This window comes from Nocardioides mesophilus, from assembly GCF_014395785.1.
Taxonomy (GTDB): domain Bacteria; phylum Actinomycetota; class Actinomycetes; order Propionibacteriales; family Nocardioidaceae; genus Nocardioides_B; species Nocardioides_B mesophilus.
Window position 1 is genome coordinate 1,545,596 of the sequence record NZ_CP060713.1, and the last position, 20,081, is coordinate 1,565,676.

Annotated in this window: 15 protein-coding genes; 5 read left to right on the forward strand and 10 right to left on the reverse strand. The window is 73.4% G+C overall.

The genetic code is table 11. The features are described from left to right. Nucleotides 1–45: 45 nt before the first annotated feature. The 5 genes from H9L09_RS07360 to H9L09_RS07380 form a co-directional block, all read right to left on the reverse strand. Nucleotides 46–2,871 carry a sugar-binding protein gene (locus H9L09_RS07360; protein ID WP_187580010.1) on the reverse strand — a complete coding sequence of 942 codons (2,826 nt, stop codon included), beginning with the start codon at nt 2,869–2,871 and terminating at the stop codon, nt 46–48. Between the two features lie 86 nt (nt 2,872–2,957). Then, nucleotides 2,958–3,767, reverse strand: coding sequence for a carbohydrate ABC transporter permease (locus tag H9L09_RS07365; protein WP_187580011.1), 810 nt, complete (start codon nt 3,765–3,767; stop codon nt 2,958–2,960). Continuing rightward, complete coding sequence (locus tag H9L09_RS07370) at nt 3,764–4,762, reverse strand: carbohydrate ABC transporter permease (RefSeq protein WP_246456341.1); 999 nt, start codon at nt 4,760–4,762, stop codon at nt 3,764–3,766. The genes H9L09_RS07365 and H9L09_RS07370 overlap by 4 nt, the downstream gene beginning before the upstream one ends. Nucleotides 4,763–4,772: 10 nt before the next feature. After that, a complete protein-coding gene (locus tag H9L09_RS07375; protein WP_187580012.1) occupies nt 4,773–6,134 on the reverse strand; it encodes an extracellular solute-binding protein in 1,362 nt (453 codons plus the stop codon). Beyond that, on the reverse strand, nt 6,131–7,264 hold the full coding sequence (locus H9L09_RS07380; RefSeq protein WP_187580013.1) for a carbohydrate kinase family protein: 1,134 nt from the start codon (nt 7,262–7,264) through the stop codon (nt 6,131–6,133). The genes H9L09_RS07375 and H9L09_RS07380 overlap by 4 nt, the downstream gene beginning before the upstream one ends. A gap of 178 nt (nt 7,265–7,442) precedes the next feature. Here H9L09_RS07380 and H9L09_RS07385 point away from each other — a divergent pair, with 178 nt between their 5' ends. Then, the gene (locus tag H9L09_RS07385; RefSeq protein WP_187580014.1) at nt 7,443–8,210 is read left to right on the forward strand and encodes a DeoR/GlpR family DNA-binding transcription regulator; all 768 of its coding nucleotides are present in this window, start codon (nt 7,443–7,445) and stop codon (nt 8,208–8,210) included. Beyond that, entirely contained in the window at nt 8,207–9,553 is a 1,347-nt protein-coding gene (locus tag H9L09_RS07390; protein WP_187580015.1) for a 6-phospho-beta-glucosidase, read from the forward strand. Before H9L09_RS07385 ends, H9L09_RS07390 begins: the two co-directional genes overlap by 4 nt. A gap of 28 nt (nt 9,554–9,581) precedes the next feature. Here H9L09_RS07390 and H9L09_RS07395 read toward each other — a convergent pair whose 3' ends face one another. The 4 genes from H9L09_RS07395 to H9L09_RS07410 all read right to left on the reverse strand — a co-directional run bounded on the left by H9L09_RS07395 (nt 9,582) and on the right by H9L09_RS07410 (nt 13,618). Then, nucleotides 9,582–10,949: a dipeptidase gene (locus H9L09_RS07395; RefSeq protein WP_425491716.1), complete on the reverse strand. Its 1,368-nt coding sequence runs from the start codon at nt 10,947–10,949 to the stop codon at nt 9,582–9,584. A 108-nt stretch (nt 10,950–11,057) separates the two neighbouring features. Beyond that, nucleotides 11,058–11,975 carry a PilZ domain-containing protein gene (locus H9L09_RS07400; protein WP_187580016.1) on the reverse strand — a complete coding sequence of 306 codons (918 nt, stop codon included), beginning with the start codon at nt 11,973–11,975 and terminating at the stop codon, nt 11,058–11,060. After that, nucleotides 11,927–13,060, reverse strand: coding sequence for a glycosyltransferase (locus tag H9L09_RS07405; RefSeq protein ID WP_187580017.1), 1,134 nt, complete (start codon nt 13,058–13,060; stop codon nt 11,927–11,929). The genes H9L09_RS07400 and H9L09_RS07405 overlap by 49 nt, the downstream gene beginning before the upstream one ends. A gap of 198 nt (nt 13,061–13,258) precedes the next feature. Then, entirely contained in the window at nt 13,259–13,618 is a 360-nt protein-coding gene (locus H9L09_RS07410; protein WP_187580018.1) for a sterol carrier family protein, read from the reverse strand. Nucleotides 13,619–13,728: 110 nt separating this feature from the next. Here H9L09_RS07410 and H9L09_RS07415 point away from each other — a divergent pair, with 110 nt between their 5' ends. After that, entirely contained in the window at nt 13,729–14,796 is a 1,068-nt protein-coding gene (locus tag H9L09_RS07415) for a glycoside hydrolase domain-containing protein (protein WP_187580019.1), read from the forward strand. A 143-nt stretch (nt 14,797–14,939) separates the two neighbouring features. Beyond that, complete coding sequence (locus H9L09_RS07420) at nt 14,940–16,289, forward strand: glycoside hydrolase domain-containing protein (protein WP_187580020.1); 1,350 nt, start codon at nt 14,940–14,942, stop codon at nt 16,287–16,289. 266 nt (nt 16,290–16,555) lie between these two features. Here H9L09_RS07420 and purL read toward each other — a convergent pair whose 3' ends face one another. After that, complete coding sequence (gene purL / locus H9L09_RS07425) at nt 16,556–18,820, reverse strand: phosphoribosylformylglycinamidine synthase subunit PurL (RefSeq protein WP_187580733.1); 2,265 nt, start codon at nt 18,818–18,820, stop codon at nt 16,556–16,558. 195 nt (nt 18,821–19,015) lie between these two features. Between purL and H9L09_RS07430 the strand changes: the two genes are divergently transcribed. After that, nucleotides 19,016–20,080, forward strand: a complete 1,065-nt coding sequence (locus H9L09_RS07430) for a PQQ-dependent sugar dehydrogenase (protein ID WP_187580021.1) — start codon at nt 19,016–19,018, stop codon at nt 20,078–20,080. The last annotated feature ends 1 nt before the right edge of the window (nt 20,081 follow it).

Consider the following 20,081-nt stretch of genomic DNA (forward strand, 5'->3'; position numbering starts at 1 on the left):
GCAGCACCCTCAGCACGCGCGGTTCACTTCACTGTCGTGCACGGCTCAGCGGCTCCGCTGGGCCAGCGGGACCACGGCCGCCGAGGAGGCGCTGCCCTTGACGTCGGAGTCGAACGCCATGAGCACCCGCCAGCCGGGGTTGCCCGAGGTCGGGATGCGGACCTTGGTCGTGCCCGGCTCCACCTCCACCACTCGTCGACCCACGACCTCGTCGCCGTACATCGCGAACAGGTACGCCGTGCCGGGACCGCGTGCCTTCACGACCGCGCGCACCGCGCCGTCGCGGAGTGCCACCCGGACGATCTCGGCGCTCACCCGCTGGGGGGTCTGCGGCAGACCGGACAGGGCCACGTGCGTGCGCACCGCCTGCGCGATCGAGGGCGGCGACTCCAGGCTGCTCAGAGCCGGGAACTCGAGCCGGGGCTCGCTGGTCGCCACCGCCGGCGGCGCGTCACCCTCGAGCACCACGCGACCCCAGCGGTACGGGTCCCCCTGGACCCCGCCGAAGGTCGACCATCCCAGCCGGGTCTGGCCGGTCTTGTCCTTGGTGTCCGAGTCGTAGACGAAGGCGTTGAAACCCATCTTGTCGGGATCGACCGTCGCCGGCAGGACGCTGAAGGGAATCTTCGCCTCGATGACGTAGCCGGTGTAGGGCTCCTTGAGCGTCGAGACGGCCTCGAAACCCGGGGCAGTGTCGCCGGAGGCCCGAGCCGGGGTACCCCCGCCGCCGACCTGCTTGAACGTGCCGATCGGGCCCTGCTTGTTGTCGGCGTCCCGCGAGGCGCACGCCACTCCCTCGGTGGTGGTGGGGAGGACGGCGGCCTTGAAGGTCGTCGAGGTGTTCTCCGAGGTGCCCGTCGGGTCGACGGCCAGCTCCAGGGAGTCCACGCGCCAGTGGCGCTTGCAGTCGCTGGCGGCCAGCACGGTGCCGAGGGCGTCGTCGGTGACGTCGACGGCCACGTAGAGGGCGTCTCCGGACCGGGTGATCCATCCGGTCGCCGAGCAGTCGGCGGCATCGGTGCAGGCCGTGCCCTCCCAGCGTCGACCCAGGTCGATCTCGGCGGCGTACTCGCCGTCCTCGATCACCCCGTCCATCGTCGGCGCCGCGGTGTCACCAACCGTGGCGGTGGGGACGAGCTCGAGGGCAGCGGCGGACTTCGCCGTGCCGGACGCGCTCGTGGTGAGCACCGTGTAGTTGTAGTCGCCGTTGGTGCCGCCCTGGTTGGCGGTGGGAAGCGACGCGTCGTCGTTGGTCACCTCGACGTCGACGCGCTCGGTGTCACCGGGTGCCAGGCCCGTGAAGGCCTGCGGTCCCGCGGAGCTGAAGCCGGCGGGCAGGTCGAGGTCGACCTCGCCCGAGGCGGGGGTGTCGCCGCGGTTGGTCACGTCCACACCGACGGTGCGGGTGCCGCCCGAGGGCAGCGTGAGCACGGGCTTGACGATGCCCTGCAGCTGCTCCACGCCGACGCGCTCGGTCCAGGCGTCGAACTGGCTCACCTGCGGCAGAGCCTCCTGCCGACCCTCGACGACGGGGACGACCTCGAGCTGCTGGTCACCGAAGCCGGTGCCCTCGCGGGAGTCGACGTCGATGCCGACCAGGTAGCGGTCGACGTCCGTGCCCGTGGGCACGTCGACGGTGAACGACCGGGTCACCGACTTGCCTGCGGCGATCCGGCCGACCTTCGCGACGGGTGAGCCGCTCCAGCCCGCGGGCAGGTCGAGAGCGACGCGGGTGCGGCGCAGGTCGGTGCCGGCGGGAGCGGTCAGCACCACGTCGACGGTGGTCGACCCGCCGGGAACGACCCGGAAGGTGTCGGTGGAGACGTCCAGGCCGGTGCCCAGCGGCAGCCCACCCGTGCTCGGGAGGACGGCACCCTCGAGGATCGTCGAGGAAGCGGCCCCGTCGGCGGTCAGGTCGCCGCGCACGAAGGGCACGCGGGAGTCGATCTGGCGCATGTAGTCGCAGCCGATCGCCTTGGGGTCGGAGCTGACGTCGGGGAAGCCCGCCCAACCCTGCGAGGCGTAGTTGCGCTGCGCCTCACGCTCGAGCTGGGCAAAGCTCTTCCCGCTGCGGGACTCGCGGCCCGACCACACACCGTAGATGTCCTCGGTGGGCTCGGCCGGGGTGTAGCTGGTGGGGCAGTTCGGACCGGCGGAGCCGGCGGTCCCCGTCACCGCGGTGGTCAGGAGCTTCTTGGCGGCCCAGGGCTGCAGGCCCTCGCGGGTGATCTGGTGGGGGTACCGCTTCGGGTCGGCGGCGGCCTCGTAGGCCTCGATCGCCAGCAGCGCCGCCTCCTGGTGACCGCCGTGGTTGCCGGGGCTCGGAGCGGGGTTCATCGTCATGACGATCTCGGGGCGGGTCTGGCGCACCACGCGCACCAGCCGGCCGAGGGTCTCGCGGGCGTTCCACGCCTCCTGGTGCAGCGGGGCGCTGACGGAGTAGTAGAAGTCGACCTTGTCGAGGTTGTAGACGTCAGTGACGCCGAGGGTGCCGACCGCCTTGCGCTCCTCGCGCTCGCGGATGAGGCCCAGGGCCGGGCCCTCCTCCGGCCCGATCGCGTTGCCGCCGCCCTCGCCGCGGGTCACGGTGACGACCCCGGTGCGGGCGCCGAAGCGCTCCTTCCACTCCCCGAACATCGACAGGCGCGAGGCCTCGTCGTCGGGGTGGGCGCCGACGTAGAGCACGTCGAGGTCCGCCTTGGACGCCGGTCCGCGGACCGTGGCGCCGGCCGGGGTGTCGCCGGAGGCCGCCGGCAGGGGGCCGATCAGTCCCAGTGCGAGCAGGGTCGCCGTTCCGGTGAGCGCCAGCGTGCGGCGGGCGCCCGGGGTGGGCGTGCGCGACGCCTCACCCGAGGGGTGATGTCTGGACATCAGTGCTCCTTCGTGTCAGGGCAGGCGGTGAAATCTGGGGGGTGGTGCGGGCGTGGTGCGGGTTGAGGCGTGGGCGTCGCGTGCGTTCAGCCCTTGGTGGCGCCGTCGACCATGCCGCGGATGAAGTGCCGCTGCGCGAACAGGTAGAAGACGACGACGGGGAAGGCGACCATCACGGCGCCCGCCGCCAGCAGCGAGGTGCCGGCGGTGTACTGGCCCTGGAAGAGGGCCAGGCCGAGGGGTGCGGTGAGCAGGTCACCGCTGGGGATGACGACCAGAGGGAGCAGGAACTCGTTCCAGGTCCACATGAAGAACAGCACCATCATGGTCGTGACGGCCGGGCGACCCATGGGAAGCAGGATCGACCAGAAGATGCGCAGGTGGCCCGCGCCGTCGAGGCGGGCGGCCTCCACGACCTCGCGGGAGGTGCTGCGGAAGTAGGCGCGCATCCAGAAGGTGCCGAAGGCCAGCGACTGCGCGATCTGGGGCAGCACCAGCGCGGTGTAGGTGTCGAGCAGGCCGACGCTGCGCAGCTGGAAGTAGAGCGGGATGACGACAGCTTCGCTGGGCACCATGAGGCCCAGCAGCAACAGGTAGAACAGCGCCGTCGACCCGCGGAAGCGCATGGTGCCGAAGGCGTATCCGGCCAACGACGACAGCAGCGTCGCGCCGACGACCACGCAGGCGGTCACGATGACGCTGGTGCGCAGGTAGCTGCCGAACTCCCCCTGGTCCCAGGCCTCGGCGAAGTTGCCGAGGTCGACGCCGGAGGCGGCTCCGATGGCATCGGGCTGGACGGCCTTCACCAGGATCAGCCCGATCGGGTAGAGCGCCAGCATCGCGGCCAGCACGAGCACGACGTACGTCGTGGTGCGCTCGGCCCTCGAGGTTCTCACGCGGCCTCCCTGTCGTCGGCGATGCGGTTGACCAGCCAGGTGGCGGCCAGGATCACCACGGTGAGGACGAGCGCCACCGTGATGCCGGTGCCGACGTCGCCCTCCTGGATGGCGCGGTCGTAGACCTCGTAGGACGGCACCCGCGAGGCGTTGCCCGGCCCGCCGCCGGTCATCACGTAGACGAGGTCGAAGGTCCGCAGCGCGGCCACCATCGTCAAGGTGAGTGCCACAGCGAGCTCGCCGCGCAGGCTGGGCAGGCTGATGAAGCGCAGCTCGGCCCAGAAGCCGGCGCCGTCGAGCCGGGACGACTCGTAGAGCTCGCGTCCGACCTTGGACAGACCCGCGAGGAACAGCACGGTGCACAGACCGGTGCCGACCCAGGTGCCGACGAGTCCGATGGCCACCAGCACCCAGTCGCGGTCGCCGAGCCAGCCGCGGGCGAACCCGTCCAGGCCGACGAGGCGCAGTGCGTCGTTGAGCGGACCGGTGGGGGCGTAGATCTGGCGCCAGACGACCGCGACGACGGTGAGCGCGACGACCTGGGGAAGGAAGAGCACGGTGCGGAAGAAGCCGGCGCCGCGGACCCGGGTGCGGGTCATGAGCGCCGCGAGGAGCATCCCGAAGGTCACCGGGAGCAGGCTGAAGAAGACGACGAGCACGAGGGCGTGCCCGAACGGCGCTCGCAGCTCGGGGTCGGTGAAGACCGCGACGTAGTTGTCCAGGCCGACCCAGGTCCCCAGGCCCAGCCCGTCCCACTCGTAGAAGGAGAGCTGGACGGCGTACACCAGGGGGGCGAGGAGGAAGAGGGCGAAGACCACCAGCGCCGGGGCGACGTACGCGTAGGCGATCAGGCCCGGTTCGCCCGGTGCGCCCCCCGTGCGACGGCCAGGGCGGCGCGGCGCGGCGGGGGGCTCCCCGGACGCACCGGCCTGCCGGCGGTCCGTCCGGGGAGGTATCGAGGCGTCCGCGGCTGCGGACGACGCGTGGCTGGTCACGGGCGGGCGGTCACTCGCCGGAGACGAAGGAGGAGTACTCGTCCTCCAGGGTGCCGAGGAACTCCTCCGTGCTCACCTGACCGGCGCCCAGCTCCTGCACCTGCGCGGTGATCAGGTCGTAGAAGTCCGGGGTGGCGTAGTCGAGGTAGGGCACGAGCGCGTCGTCCTCGCCGGCGGTGGTCCAGGCGTCGAGCACCTCGGCGGCCAGACCCTCGGCCTGGTCGGGCGAGCCGCCCACGACCGGCAGGTTGCCGGCGTCCTGGATCATCTGCATGGCCTCGTCGCTGGTGATGAAGTCGATGTAGGCCGCGGCCACGTCGGCGTCGTCGGAGGCCTCGGTGATCGAGAAGGGCAGCCCGGTGCCCCCGGTGACCGCCAACTCGCCCGTCTCGCCGACCGGCGGGAGGAAGAAGCCCACGTCCTCGCCCATCGCGTCCTCGAGGTCGGCCTGGAGCCAGGTGCCGGCGACGAGGAAGAGCCCGTTGCCCTGGGCGAAGTCCTGCCACGCCGGGTCATAGCCGACGGCGTTGAACTCGGGGGTGAAGTAGCCGGCGTCGACCCACTTGCTGAAGGTGTCCGCGGCCTGGGTGTTCTCGTCGGTGGTCCACGACGCGCCCTCCCGGCCGAAGCCGAGGTTGCGGATGTCGTCGCGCGGGACGAACTGGTTCTGCACGAAGCCGTAGTCGTGGATGCCGGGCCAGCCGTCGAGGTTGCCGAACTGGATCGGGAGCTCACCGGCGTCCTTGGCGGCGGCGAGCGCCGCCTCGAAGTCGGCGGTGGTCTTGGGCACCTCGAGGCCGAGGTCGGCCAGCATGGACTTGTTGTAGAACACCCCGACGAGCTCGCCGACCTGGGCCAGGCCGTAGAGGCTGCCCTCGCCGAAGGTGGCGCCGTCGTCGCTGTAGGTGGCCAGCGATCGCACCGACTCGGGGAACCGCTCGGTCCAGCCGTAGGTCTCGGCGTAGCCGTCGAGCGACTGCAGGAGACCGTTCTTCACGAAGGCGCCCATGTCGGTGCGGCCGTTGTTGGCCTGCACGACGTCGGGGGCGTCGTCGGAGGTGATGGCGTTGCGCAGCGTGCGCTGCAGGTCGGTGAAGGATCTCTTGGTGCGGTCGATGGTGACGTTGGGGTACTTCTCCTGGAACGCCTTGTTCAGGGCCGCGATCTGCTCGGCCTGCCCGCCGCGCACCTCCTGGTCCCAGACGGTGAGGGTCACGTCGCCGACCTTGCTGATGTCGGTGGTGACGTCCTCGGACTGCGTCTCGGTGCCGCTGCCGCCCTCCTCTCCGGGGGCGCACGCGACGGTGGTCGCGAGCAGGGCGGCGGCGGCCAGGCCGGCGCCGAGGGTACGAGCCGGACGGATGCGGGTCATCGCTTCTCCTGAGGGGTGGTGACGGGTGGGACGTGTCGGGCGAGGGAGCCGTGCCCCGGACGGGGCCCGTGGCGCGGGTGGTCGTGGGTGCCGCTCTCGAAGCCGATGGTGGGGACGGCCCGCGCGAACATGCGGTGCTCCACCTCGGCGAGGACGTCGTCGAGGAAGGCGTAGTCGCGGGTGAGGCGACTGCCGGGGTCGAGGTCGGACCACCAGTCGCAGACGTCGGCCCACCCCGGGGACGCGAGGGCGCCGCCGACGTCGCGCACCGACAGCGCCGCGGCGAGGTTGGCGAAGCGGATCCGCTGGGCGAGCCCCCATCCGCGCAGGGTGCCGGCCATGAGCGCGGCCAGGAAGACATCGCCGGCGCCGGTCGGGTCGATCGCGGGCACCCGCAGCCCGGGCACCCACACGGTCTCCCCGGTGGCCTCGTCGGCGGCGTAGGCGCCGCCGCTGCCGGCGGTGACCACCGCGAGCGGGACCCAGTCGCGGATCACCTCGAGGGCGGCCCCGGGGTGGTCCTTGCCGGTGTAGGCCATCGCCTCGGCGGCGTTGGGGACGAAGGCGTGGCACCCCTCGAGTCGCTCGCGGAGTCCCGCGGCGTCCCAGACCCCGGTGTCGTCCCAGCCGACGTCGGCGAAGATGAGGCTGCCGCGACCGACCGCTTCGTCGATCCAGGGAGCGCGGGAGGTGCCGACGTCGGCGAAGCAGAGCTGGGCGTCGGGCAGCCGCCCGAAGAGCAGGTCTGGGTCGATGGGCGGCGGGTGGGCGTGGGTGATCATGGCGCGGTCGTCGTCGTAGGCCAGGGACACCGTCACCGGTGAGTGCCAGCCCTCGAGACGGCGCGAGGCCGACAGGTCGACGCCCTCGTCCTCCTCGAGCGTCGACCAGCAGAAGTCGCCGTACACGTCGGAGCCGAAGGCCGCCACCAGCCCGGTGGCGACGCCGAGGCGGCTGGCCGCGACCGCGAGAGTCGCGGCGCCGCCGGGGCTGGAGCCCATGCCGTCGGCCATGATCTCGCGTCCGCCGACCGGGGCAGCGCGCAGCCCGGTGAGGATCAGGTCGAGGAACACCGTGCCGGTGACGACGAGGTCCAAGGGTCGTGCCGGGGCGTCGCTGGGGTCGGACATGGGCGCACCTCCTGCGCGGCAGTGTTGCCCATGTGATCATTTATGCGCAAGCACTTGGGACGACAAACCTAGATCGTGACCTCTGCGACCCCATCCGCCCCATCTGCGGACCATGTCCCCGTCGAACGGAGGGCTTGGCTGCTCACTTCTGCGCGGTTCTGCCTGCTATCTTTTGCGCATGCTCGCCCGGCGCCGCCACGACCACATCCTGGAGGTGTTGCGCACGGGTGGGCCGACCGAGGTCAGCGCCCTCTCGCGCGAGCTGGGCGTCAGCGGCGCGACGGTCCGGCGCGACCTGTCCTTCCTGGAGTCCGAGGGCATGCTCCAGCGGGTGCACGGCGGAGCCGCCCCCCTGGGCACCTCGGAGCCGCCCTACGAGATCGTCGCGGTCGACCACCACGACGCCAAGCAACAGGTGGGTGACCTGGCCGCCGGCCTGGTCCGCGACGGCGACGTGCTGCTGGTCGACATCGGCACCACCACCAGCCACCTGGCCCGCGCGCTGCGCGGCCGCGACGTCACCGTCATCACCTCCAGTCTCCCGGTCTACGAGGAGCTGGCCGACGACGAGTCCGTCGAGCTGATCCTGCTGGGCGGCGTGGTGCGCCGCAACTACCGCTCCCTGGTCGGATTCCTCACCGAGCAGGCGATCCGCCAGGTCCACGCAGACGTCCTGTTCCTCAGCACCAGCGGCGTACGCCGCGACGGCAGCGTCCTGGACACCACCACCGTCGAGGTCCCGGTCAAGCGCGCCATGCTCGAGGTCGCTGAGCGCACCGTGCTGCTGGCCGACGCCGACAAGTTCCCCGGCAAGGGCATCGCCCGGGTGTGCGGCCCCGGAGACCTGGCCGCCGTCGTCACCGAGCCCGGGGCGGACGCCGCGACGCTGGACTGCCTGCGCGAGCACGGAGTCGAGATCATCACCAGCCTGGAGGCACCGGCATGAGACTGACCATCCTCGGCGGCGGCGGGTTCCGCGTCCCCCTGGTCCACCGAGCACTGCTGGCCGACGAGGGCCCCGGCCGCGTCACCGACCTGGTGCTGCACGACCTCGACGCGGGGCGGCTGCGGACCATCGGCCGCGTCCTGGAGGACGCCACCCGCACCCACGGCGGCGCCGGGCCCCGCGTGCACCTCGAGACCGACCTCGAGACCGCCCTGGCCGGCGCGGACTTCGTCTTCTCCGCGATCCGCGTCGGCGGCCTGGCCGGGCGGGTGTGCGACGAGCGTTCGGCTCTCGACCTCGGGGTCCTGGGCCAGGAGACCACCGGTGCCGGCGGGGTCTGCTACGGCCTGCGCACGGTCCCGGTGGCGATGCAGATCGCCGAGACTGTCCGCCGGGTGGCCCCCGAGGCCTACGTCATCAACTTCACCAACCCCGCCGGGATGGTCACCGAGGCCATGTCGCGGATCCTCGGCGACCGGGTCGTCGGGATCTGCGACTCCCCCGTCGGGATGTTCAAGCGCGTCGCCCGCGCGCTGGGCGTCTCCCCCGACGAGGCGGTCTTCGACTACGCAGGACTCAACCACCTGGGGTGGCTGCGCCGGGTGACGGTCGCCGGCGAGGACCTGCTGCCCGGCCTGCTGGCCGACCCCGCCGCGCTGCTGCGCACCGAGGAAGGCCGGCTCTTCGGGCCGGACTGGCTGGCCACGCTCGGCGCCGTGCCCAACGAGTACCTCTGGTACTGGTACTACCGCTCCGACGCCGTGGCCGCCGAGCAGGCCGCGGGTCACACCCGCGGCGAGCTGCTTCTCGAGCAGCAGCAGGAGTTCTGGGCCGAGGGCCCGGGCGCACCGGGGGAGGCCTTCGCCGGCTGGGAGCAGGCCCGGCTGCAGCGGGAGGCGACGTACATGGCCGAGAGCCGCGAGGCCACCGGCGCCGGTGAGCGCGAGCAGGAGGACCTCGACGGCGGCGGCTACGACCGCGTGGCCCTGCAGCTCATGCGCGCCATCGCCCGCGACGAGGCCACCACCTTGATCCTCAACGTGCCCAACCGCGGGACCATCGCCGGGCTGGACACCGACGCGGTGGTGGAGGTGCCCTGCTCGGTCGACGCCCAGGGGTGGCGACCGCACGCGGTGGACCCGCTCGACCCGCACGCGTTCGGGCTGGTCTCCACGATGAAGGCGGTCGAGCGCACGACGGTCCAGGCGGCGCTGTCCGGCTCCTACGCCACCGCCACCAAGGCGCTCGCCCTGCACCCCCTCGTCGGGTCGGTCACCGTGGCGCGCGGCATCCTCGACAGCCAGCTCACCGCCCTGCCCGAGCTGCGCTCCGTCCTGCGCTGAGCTCGCGGGCCCGGCGCGACCGGAGCGCTCAGCGGCCCAGCGACTCGGCCAGGTTGTGCAGCAGCAGCGCCTCGGCGAGGCAGACCTTCTCGAACTCCGCGAGGTGCAGGCCCTCGTTGGCGCCGTGGGCGCGGGTGTCCGGGTCCTCCACCCCGGTGACCAGCACGGCGGCGTCGGGGAAGGCGACGTTGAAGGCGGCGATGAACGGGATCGACCCGCCGACCCCCATGTCGACCGGCTCGGTGCCGTCCCAGGCGTCCCGGAAGGCGGCGCGGGCCGCGTCGTACGCCGGCCCGGTCGCGTCGATCTGGGTCGGCTCACCGAACTCGCCCTCGGTGAAGGTCAGCTGCGCGCCCCAAGGCACGTGCTGCTCGAGGTGGTGCCGCAGCGCGGCCATCGCCCGCTTGGAGCTGTCGCCGGGCGCGAGGCGAACCGACAGCTTCGCGCGCACCGAGGGGATCAGGGTGTTGCTCGCGTCCGCGGTGCGGGTGGCGTCGAAGCCGATGGTGGTGATGGCCGGCTTGGTCCACAGCCGCTCGACCAGCGACCCGGAGCCGATGAGCTGCACGCCCTCGGCGATGCCGGACTCGGCGCGCACCCGCTCCTCGGGGTAGTCGACGTCGGCGGCCGGGCCGGAGTGGAGGCCCTCGACCGCGACGTTGCCCTCGTCGTCGTGCAGCGTCGCCAGCAGCCGCACCATCGTGGTCACGGCGTCCGGGACGACGCCGCCCCACATGCCCGAGTGGACCCCGTGCTGCAGGGTGCGCACCTCGACGAAGCAGTCGACGAGGCCGCGCAGGCTGGTGGTCAGGGCGGGCTCACCGATGTCCCAGTTGCCGCTGTCCGCGATCACGATCACGTCGGCCGCGAGCAGCTCGTGGTGCTCCTCGAGGAAGGCCTCGAGGGTCGGGGAGCCGACCTCCTCCTCGCCCTCGACGAGCACCGTGACGCCCACCGGCAGGTCGGCGCCGAAGGTCCGGACCGCGGCGAGGTGGGCGGCGATGCCGGCCTTGTCGTCGGCGGCACCGCGGCCGTAGAGCCGGTCGCCGCGCTCGGTCGGCTCGAACGGGTCGCTGTCCCAGTCGGCCACCTCGCCGGTGGGCTGGACGTCGTGGTGGGCGTAGAGCAGCACCGTCGGCGCACCCTCCGGCGCCGGCTTCCGGGCCAGCACCGCAGGGGCGCCGCCGGCGGCGGTGAGGATCCGGACGTCGTCGAAGCCCTCCGCGCGGAACAGCTCGGCGGTCGCCTCGGCGGAGCGGCGTACGTCGTCGGCGCGGGCCGGGTCCGCGCTCACCGACGGGATGCGCACCAGCGCCTCGAGGTCGGCACGGACGGACGGCATCACCTCGCGCACGGCGGCGCGGATCTGCTCAGGGGTCATCGACGGCGTGGGCATGGCCGCCACCCTAGTCCCAGACCGTCGTCGACCGACGGCCTGGGACCAGGGCCTCAGTGGCCCCCCGCCACTCGCGCCCCCCTGCTCGTGGAACCCGGTCCGCCCGGGTCAGGCGCCCTGCACGGCGACCACCGGCACGCCCGCGGGCAGCCCCGGCACGCACCCCGACGGCGTGTGGAACAGCCACAGCGAGATCGCCCGCAGGGTGGCCCAGTCCCGCTCGCGGGTCGCCAGCTTGAGCACGCCGGCGCCGTGGCCGGTGACCCGCATGGTGAGAGGTACGGCGCCGGGCAGCTCGACCGTCACCTCGCCGGACGGCAGCGAGGCCCCCGGCTCGAGCCGGACGGCGGCGCCGTTGACCGAGACGTCGACCAGCCGCGCCGGCAGCCCGGCCACCCGGCAGTCCACCGGCAGGGTGAACCGGTGCGCGGCCCGGCGGGAGGTGGCGTACTGCTCGGCCCGGATCCGCGCGGTGGCGTGCACCAGCACCGCCAGGGCCACCGTGAGCCAGAGCCCGGAGGAGACCGTGGAGGCGGCGTCGGTGTGCCACGGCACGAGACCGAGCAGGCCGAGGACGGCGTACCCCACCAGCGCCGCCAGCGCGACCAGCACGCTCGTGACCACCCCGGGCACCCGTCCCCGCAGCCGGGAGTCGGCCGCTCCCTTGGGGGTGACCGCGAACGACAGCGTGCGCCGGCTCAGCAGCCACCACAGGCAGGAGAGCCCGACCGGGATGCGCAGCACCCGCAGCGCGAAGGCGGTGCGCCAGCGGATCTGGTTGCGCATCAGCCGCTTGAACCCCCACATCCGGACGCCGAAGGCGACCACGAACACGCAGGCGAACAGCCACGGCGAGACGATCGAGGTCGGCACGCCGGTGAGCAGCAGCGCGACCGGGACGCCGAGGGAGAGCAGCGTGCCGAGCCCCTCGAGCCACCACAGCGTCCCGGAGAGGTACTCCAGCTGCGTGCGCCACGTCATCCACCGCTGCCGGCGCCACAGCCGCTCGCGGACCAGGACCTGCATCGCGCCCATCCCCCAGCGGCGGCGCTGCACGAGGTACTGCTCGGGGTGGCCGGGGCCAGGCCGACGGCGAGCGTCTGGTGGTGGTAGGCGGTGCGCCAGCCGAGCCGCTGCAGCTTCAGCGTGGTGTGCATGTCCTCGATCACGGTCTCCTGCGCGACCCCGCCCACCTCGCGCAGCGCCGCCACCCGCAGCACCGAGGTCGACCCGCACCAGAAGGTGCCGGCACCGGCGCGGGCGCGGGCCGCGAGCTGGACGTTGAAGAACTGGCCCTGCTCACCGGTGTAGCCGTCGTCGTCGAACGCGCCACCGTTGAAGTAGGTCTGCGGGCCCTGCACCAGCGCGATCCGGTCGTCCTCGAAGTAGCCGAGCATCGCGGTCAGGAAAGCCGGCAGCGGCACGTGGTCGCAGTCGAGCACCGCGACGAGGTCGATCGGCAGCCCGCCGGCCGCCTCCTCGGTGGCCATCAGGTCCAGCGCGTGGTTGAGGTTGCCGGCCTTCGCGTGCTGGTGCTCGCTGCGGGTCACGTAGCGGGCGCCGAGGTCGGCGCACAGGGCGGCGAGCCAGGGCCGGTCACCGTCGTCGAGCACCCAGGTCTCGTGGGCCGGCTGCAGCGCGCAGGCGGCGGCGATCGTCGGGCCGACCACCTCGGCGGGCTCGTTGTACGTCGGCACCAGCACCGCCACCCGCATCCCGTGCGGCGCCTGCCGGACCGGCCCGACCGCGGGCGCGTCGATGCTCCACGTGACCACCAGCTTGACGACCGCGCCGAGCAGCGGCAGCGCCTCGAAGCCGACCAGCAGCCAGGCGGCCTGCCGGCCCGGGCCCTCCGGCAGCGTCGCCGCCACCCGCCAGGTGAGGTAGGACAGCAGCGACAGCAGCGCGACCACGCCCCCGAACCGGGCCACGGCCCGGGACCGTGCGGACTCGCGGACCGGCGCGTCGAGCATGTGGGCCCAGGCGGCCAGCGGCAGGACGGCCGGCGCGCTCCCGGACCGCGGGCGCTTCCCGACCAGCGGCACGGACAGCAGCGGTCGACGGGCAGGGGCGCCGGTGGAGCGGGTCGGCTCCGGTGCGAGCAGTGTCATGGGTTCCGCCTGGGGCAGTGGTTCGGGCCTGCGCCCGGGGTGCCGGGCAGTGGAGGAACGGGGCACCGGCCCGCTCATGACGCCGTCGGACCGCCGGAACCGGACATCGGGGCCATAACCACCCGAACGCGGCGCGGCGCATCCCCCACCCTGACTAGACGCGCCGACCGAACGACGGACCCGACCGCCCCTCGTCGATCAGGCCAGCGGCAGCAGGGCGCCGAGGTCGGAGCGCTCGCCGGACGCCCGCAGCCGGCCGGCCCGGGTGGCCTCGTCCCAGTCGAGGTCCCCGACCGCGAGCTCGATCCAGGTGGCCGGGTCGGTCTCCACGACAGCGGGCGGGGTGCCGCGGGTGTGCCGGGTGCCCTCGAGGCACTGCGCCACGGCGTACGGCGGCACCCGCACCTCGACCGCGCCGCCGGGGGCCCGGCCGACCAGCAGCGCCAGCAGGTGCTTGGTGAGCAGCCGCAGGTCGGCCGCGTCGCGACCGCCGTCGCGGAAGCGGGCCAGCGCGGCGGCGACGAGCGCGGGGTCGGCGGGACGCAGGCGGATCGGCACCGCAGCAGTCTGCCCCACCGCGCCCCGACGGCCTCCTCACGGCCCGCCGACGGCCCGCCGACGGTCTGCGCGGTTAGGGTGATCCGTCGCTCGTCTGACGAAAGATCCCCATGCGCCGTGCCTCGATCCTCCTGCTGCTGGCCGCGGCCGTGGCCGGAGCACTGCTCGGGCCGTGGTCGGACCCGTCGGCCGACGCCACCGCCGAGGTGATGCCGGGCTCGTTCACCGGCTACGCCTTCGACGCCTGCCAGGCGCCCTCGCAGCAGCAGATGGACGTGTGGCGCCGGCACTCGCCCTACCGTGCGGTCGGCGTCTACGTCTCCGGGGCCAACCGCGCCTGCGCCGAGCAGCGGCACCTGGACCGGGCCTGGGTCGCCGAGCAGGACCGCTTGGGCTGGCTGCTGCTGCCGCTGCACGTGGGCCGGCAGGCCTCCTGCGCGGGCGTGGCGCGGTGGCGGCTGGTCAGCGCCGACCCGGCGGACGGCTACGCAGCGGCCGCCGACCAGGGCCGCGAGGAGGCCGACACCGCGGTGGCGGCCGCCCGCGACCTGGGCATCGCGACCGGGAGCACGCTCTGGTACGACCTCGAGGGGTTCGACACCCGCGGCCGCCAGTGCCGGGACTCGACGGTCGCGATGCTGGCAGGGTGGACCGGGCGGCTGCACGACCACGGCTTCCGCAGCGGGGTCTACTCCAGCGCTTCCAGCGGCATCGCGGTGCTCGAGCGGCGCCGCCGGGCGGGCGCCGGCGGCCTGCCGGACCGGGTCTGGGTCGCGGACTGGAACGGCCGCGAGGACGTGCACTCCCCGGTCCTGGCCGCCGACGCGTGGGCCGGTGACCGGGTGCACCAGTTCCGCGGCACCCACACCGAGTCCTACGGTGGCGTGCCGCTCGTCGTCGACAGCAACTTCCTCGTGACCGGCGGCGGCACCCGGGCCGGCCGGGCCGCGCCGGCGGCCGCGACGACCCCGCTGCTGAAGTTCGGCTCGGGCGGCCCTGCGGTCCGGCGGCTGCAGCGCGCGCTGAACGCGGCCGGCCCGGCGCGGCTCCGGGTCACCGGGACCTTCCTCGCGCCCACCCGGGACGCGGTCCGCGCCCTCCAGCGGCGGCGCGGCCTCCCGGCGACCGGGGTGGTGACCGGGCGGCTGTGGCGACAGCTGCAGGAAGATCGACGCTGAGCAGCCCCGCCGCAGCCGGCGTACAGGAAGATCCTCCGAACAACACCACTGTAATTCACAATCTTTCAGTGAAGTCCTGGGACCGGTGGTGATTCTGTGACTAGAGTGACTCGCGCTCACCCGACCCGTCCCTGGGAGTCACCATGCCACTGCGCCGAGCCGATCCGTCCGCCCCCCGCCTGCGCCGGAGGCTGGCGACCGCCGTGACCGCGGCCGTGGTCGCCACGTTGGGCGCCGGCCTGGCCGCTCCCGCACAGGCGGACAACGTCGCCACCCCCGGGAACTTCACCGGCTACGCCTTCGACCAGTGCGTGGCCCCCTCGCAGGCCGCGATGGACGCGTGGCTGCGCAGCTCCCCGTTCTGGGCGGTCGGCATCTACATCTCCGGGGACTCCCGGGGCTGCCCGAACCAGCCGAACCTGACGCCGACCTGGGTCTCCACCCAGCTCGCCAGCGGCTGGCGGCTGCTGGCGATCACGCTGGGCCCGCAGGCGTCCTGCACGACCCGGGAGCGCTACCTGCAGCAGGTGCGGATCAGCCCCGACCCGACCCGTCGCTACGCCAAGGCGCGCCGGCAGGGCCGCGACGAGGCCGACAAGACGGTCGCCCGGGCCGCGCAGCTGGGCCTCAGCGAGGGCAGCACGTTGTGGTACGACCTCGAGGCCTTCGACACCAGCGGGACGTCCTGCCGGGAGTCGGCGCTGAGCTTCCTGCACGCCTGGACCAACCGGTTGCACGGCGCCGGCTTCGTCTCCGGCGTCTACTCCAGCGCCGCCTCGGGCATCAAGATGCTCGACGACGTGCGGACCACCCGGCCCGGCGCCTACGTCATGCCGGACCAGATCTGGATCGCGGACTGGAACGGCCGCGCCGACGTCTCCTCGAGCTACATCAGCAGCACCGGCTGGATGCCGCACGCCCGGGTGCACCAGTACCGCGGCGGTCACAACGAGACCTACGGCGGCGTCACCATCAACATCGACAGCAACTTCGTCGACCTCGGCGCCGGCTCCACCGCACCCCGGGCCCGCGCCCAGTGCGGCGGCGTGAACGTCGACTTCGCTGCCTACGCCAAGGTCCGGACCGGCGCGAGCGGCCCGCTGGTGACCGCGGGCCAGTGCCTGCTGAGCAGCGGCGGCTGGTACACCGGCGAGCTGAGCGGCGTCTTCGACGCGACGCTGCGCTCCGCGGTCCGCGCCTACCGTGCCTCGGCCGGGCTCCCGGCCGGCGGCGCGATCAACGCCCGCACCTGGACCGCGCTGCTGGTCCGCGGCAGCGGCGACCCGCTGATGAAGTACGGCGCCGCCTCCCGCCCGGTGCGCCGGCTGCAGCGTGGGCTCAACGCCGCCGACGCGGCCGGCCTATCGGTGACCGGGGTCTTCGAGGGCTCCACCACCGCCGCGGTCCGCCGCTACCAGGCAGACCACGGGCTGCCGGTGACCGGCGTGGTCGACACCCGGCTGTGGAAGCTGCTGCGCAGCGGCACCCTCTGAGCCTTCACCCAGAGCGACGAGGCGCCCCGCGAGCAGCGGGGCGCCTCGTCGCGTCTCAGGACGGCGCGGCGCTCACTGCGTGTGTCCCGTTTCTCCGGCCGCTTGCTGCATGTGAACAGGCAGGTTGGCATCTTGCGCGGTGCCGCTGAGCGTGAGCTCTGGTCACGCTGCCCAACCTGCCTGTTCATCTGCCCAAGACCGGAACTGCCGCACTCCGCACGGTGACGCTGCGGCCGTCGCCAGACCCTGGGGCCCGTCTGCGGGAGTCAGGACAGGGCGGCGGGAAGGGTGGCCGCCCAGGCGGTCCGGAGCTCGCCGAGCGGGACCGAGAACTGGTCCTGGACGTCGAGCAGGGCGTCGTCGCCGGAGCCGTCGGTGACCCCGATCCGCAGGTGCGCGAAGCCGCGGGCGCTGCACATGTCGGTGAACCGGACCTCCTCCGAGCGCGGCACCGCGACGATCGCCCGGCCGGCCGACTCGCTGAACAGCGCGACGAACGGCTCGAGCTCGTCGGGCAGCCAGACCCGGGCGCCGACCCCGTTGCGCAGGCACGACTCCACCAGCGCCTGCGCCAGGCCACCGTCGGAGACGTCGTGCGCGGCGTCGATCAGCCCGTCGCGGGAGGCGTTGATGAGGATGTCGGCGAGCTCCTTCTCCGCGGCCAGGTCGACCGCCGGCGGCAGACCGCCAAGGTGGCCGTGCACCACGTGCGCCCACTCCGAGCCGGAGAGCTCCTCGCGCGTCGTGCCAAGCAGGTAGATCTGCTGGCCCTGCGCGGCGAACCCGGACGGCGTACGCCGGGTGACGTCGTCGATCACGCCGAGCACCGCCACCACCGGGGTCGGCAGGATCGCGGTCTCGCCGGTCTGGTTGTAGAGGCTGACGTTGCCGCCGGTGACCGGCACGCCCAGCGCCCGGCAGCCGTCGGCGAGGCCGCGGGTGGCCTCCGCGAACTGCCACATCACCGCCGGGTCCTCCGGCGAGCCGAAGTTGAGGCAGTCGCTCACCGCCAGCGGCCGGGCCCCGGTGGTGACGACGTTGCGGTAGGACTCGGCCAGCGCGAGCTGCGCACCGGTGTACGGGTCGAGCCGGGCGAAGCGGCCGTTGCAGTCGGTCGAGACCGCCACCCCGAGGTTGCTCTCCTCGTCGACCCGCACCATCCCGGAGTCCTCCGGCTGGGCGAGCACGGTGTTGCCCTGCACGTAGCGGTCGTACTGGTCGGTGATCCAGGACTTGTCGCAGAGGTTGGGGCTGGCGACCAGCCGCAGCAACGTGTCGCGCAGCTCCGCGCCGGTGCCCGGACGGGCCAGCGCCTCGGCGCCGTCGGCCTGCAGGGCGTCCTGGTCGGCGGGGCGGGCGAACGGCCGCTGGTACGTCGGGCCCTCGTGCGCGACCGAGCGGGGCGGCACGTCGACGACGCTCTCGCCGTGCCACTCGATGGTCAGCCGGCCGGACTCGTTGACCACGCCGACCACGGTCGCGTCGACGTCCCACTTGGCGCAGATCTCCAGGAACCGGTCGACGTGGGCCGGCGTCACCACGGCCATCATCCGCTCCTGCGACTCGCTCATCAGGATCTCCTCCGGCGCGAGCGAGGAGTCCCGGAGCGGCACCCGGTCCAGCCACACGTGCATGCCGCCGTCGCCGGCCGAGGCGAGCTCGGAGGTGGCGCAGGACAGCCCGGCGCCGCCGAGGTCCTGGATGCCGACGACGAGCTCCTCGGCGAAGATCTCCAGCGTGCACTCGATCAGCAGCTTCTCCATGAACGGGTCGCCGACCTGGACCGCGGGCCGCTTCGTCGGGCCGGTGGACTCGAAGGTCTCCGAGGCCAGCACCGAGACGCCGCCGATCCCGTCGCCACCGGTGCGGGCGCCGTAGAGGATCACCAGGTTGCCGTCGCCGGACGCCTTCGCGAGGTGGATCTGCTCATGGCGCATCACGCCGATGCAGAGCGCGTTGACCAGCGGGTTGCCGGCGTAGGAGGCGTCGAAGACCGCCTCGCCGCCGATGTTGGGCAGCCCGAGGCAGTTGCCGTAGCCGCCCACCCCGGCGACGATCCCCGGCAGCACCCGGTGGGTGTCGGGGTTGTCGAGCGGGCCGAAGCGCAGCGGGTCCATGACCGCGACCGGGCGGGCGCCCATCGCCAGGATGTCGCGGACGATGCCACCGACGCCGGTGGCCGCGCCCTGGTAGGGCTCGACGTACGAGGGGTGGTTGTGCGACTCGACCTTGAAGGTGACCGCGTAGCCGTCGCCGATGTCGACCACGCCGGCGTTCTCCCCGATGCCGACCATCAGGTGGCGGCGCATCTCCTCGGTCATGTCGCCGAACTGGCGCAGGTGCACCTTGGAGGACTTGTAGGAGCAGTGCTCGCTCCACATGACGGAGTACATCGCCAGCTCCGAGGAGGTCGGCCGGCGGCCCAGGATCTCCCGGATCTCGGCGTACTCGTCGGGCTTGAGGCCGAGGTCGGCCCAGGGCTGCTCGCGGTCGGGAGTGGTGGAGGCGACCTCGACGGTGTCGAGGTGCAGGCGCGTGTCGGTCACCGAGTCGGGCTCCGGGTCGGGGGAGGGCCGGGCTGTCGCCCGGGGCGGTGGGGCTCCGCGCGGCTCAATCTACTCGCCGGCGCCGGGCTGCCGACGGTTGCCTTCCACCGGCCGGGATGTGACCGTGGTAGCCACCGGGCCCGGGGCCCGGACGAGTTCCCGACGGGAAGGTCGCCTTCGATGACCGAGCTGGACCGCCGCACCCTGTTCAAGGCCGCCGCCGCGGCGGGCGTCGCCGTCCCCGGCGCAGCGCTGCTCGGCGCCGGCCCGGCCGCCGCGGCGCCCCGGGTCACCCAGGTGCTGGCCCGCGACCTCGAGGTCCCGTGGGGGCTGGCCTTCCTGCCCGGCGGCGACGCACTGGTCGGCGAGCGGATGTCCGGCGACGTGCACCGGGTGCTGCGCACCGGCGGCCGGCGCCGGGTCGGTCGGGTCGGCGGCGTCCGGGCGAACGCCGGCGAGGGCGGCCTGCTCGGCCTGGCCTGCTCCCCCACCTTCCATCGGGACCGCTGGGTCTACGCGTTCCTCTCCGCCGCCTCGGACAACCGGATCGTGCGGATGCGGTACGTCGACGGCGCGCTGCGCCACCGGGAGCCGGTCCTGGCCGGGATCCCGACGCGCAACTACCACAACGGCGGCCGGCTGCGGTTCGGTCCGGACGGCCTGCTCTACGCCTCGACCGGCGACGCCGGCGACCCGCAGCGGGCGGCGAGCACCGGCTCGCTGGCCGGCAAGGTCCTCCGGATGACTCCAGGCGGCGGCGTCCCGTCCGGGAACCCGTTCGGCAACCACGTCTGGTCCTTCAACCACCGCAACGTCGAGGGCCTCGCCTTCGACGGCCGCGGCCGGCTGTGGGCCACCGAGCTCGGCGAGAAGACCTACGACGAGCTGAACCGGATCCTGCCCGGGCGCGACTACGGCTGGTCCTACTCCGAGGGGCCGGACGGCCCCGGCGGCGCCAAGGACCCGTTCGTCACCTGGACGCCGACGTCGAGCTGCTCCCCGAGCGGCATCGCGGTGGTCCGCGGGCAGGCCTGGATCGGCGCGCTGGCGGGCCGGGCGCTGATGCGGGTCGACCTCGCCGGCGACGGCAGGCGCAGCAAGCACCGCTTCCTGCACGACCGGTTCGGCCGGATCCGCACCGTGGAGCGGGCCCCGGACGGGTCGCTGTGGATCACCACCAGCAACCGTGACGGCCGCGGCGACCCCGCCCGGCACGACGACAAGGTCATCCGGGTGCGGGTCTGAG